This window comes from Flavobacterium sp. AK-301, assembly GCF_058310215.1.
In genome coordinates this window covers 1-537 of record NZ_JBZEES010000053.1, presented here as the reverse complement: position 1 = coordinate 537, position 537 = coordinate 1, and the positions used below count along the sequence as shown (strand labels likewise).

Sequence of the window (537 nt, the reverse complement as noted above, 5' to 3'; positions counted from 1 at the left end):
GATGGTGGCCGCGAAGAAGGCCAGCTTGGGCAGCAGTCCCTCCGGGCGCAACTCGCCAGATTCCTTCAGGAAGCTCTCGATGGCGATGTCAACAAACTCATCGGTACGGGTGTTGGCGTAGAACTTCTCGATGCGCAGCTCCCCCTTCTTGATGGCAACCTTGGCCTGCGAGTCGCGTTTGAACTCCAGATCAGCCTTGTCGCGCAGGATGTCCACCACCTCCACGTCGATCTTGAAGGGCTTGGCGGCCAGCTCCAGTTGCGCGGCCAAGTCCGGCTCGTGGCCCATGCAGACAAGGGTGATCTTTTCGACCGGGCGGTTCGGGCTTTCGTTGTGCTTGCGCTCCCAGGACTTGTAGTCGAAGCCCGCGATCAGCTCGTTCAGGTCGGCGCGGGTGGCAATGCGATTGACGGGCATGATCTTGACCATGCGCCCATCCTTCTCGCCGTCGAACACGGTGCTGAACTCCAGCTTCTGCACCTCCAGGGCCTCAAGCAGCAACTCCCTGGCCTGTACAGGATTGCGGAAGACGTCGTA

At 60.7% G+C, this 537-nt stretch carries 1 pseudogene; it reads right to left on the bottom strand.

What is annotated here, in order from left to right:
• A pseudogene (locus AC4FQX_RS15205) lies at positions 1-537 on the bottom strand (hypothetical protein); the annotation flags it as partial.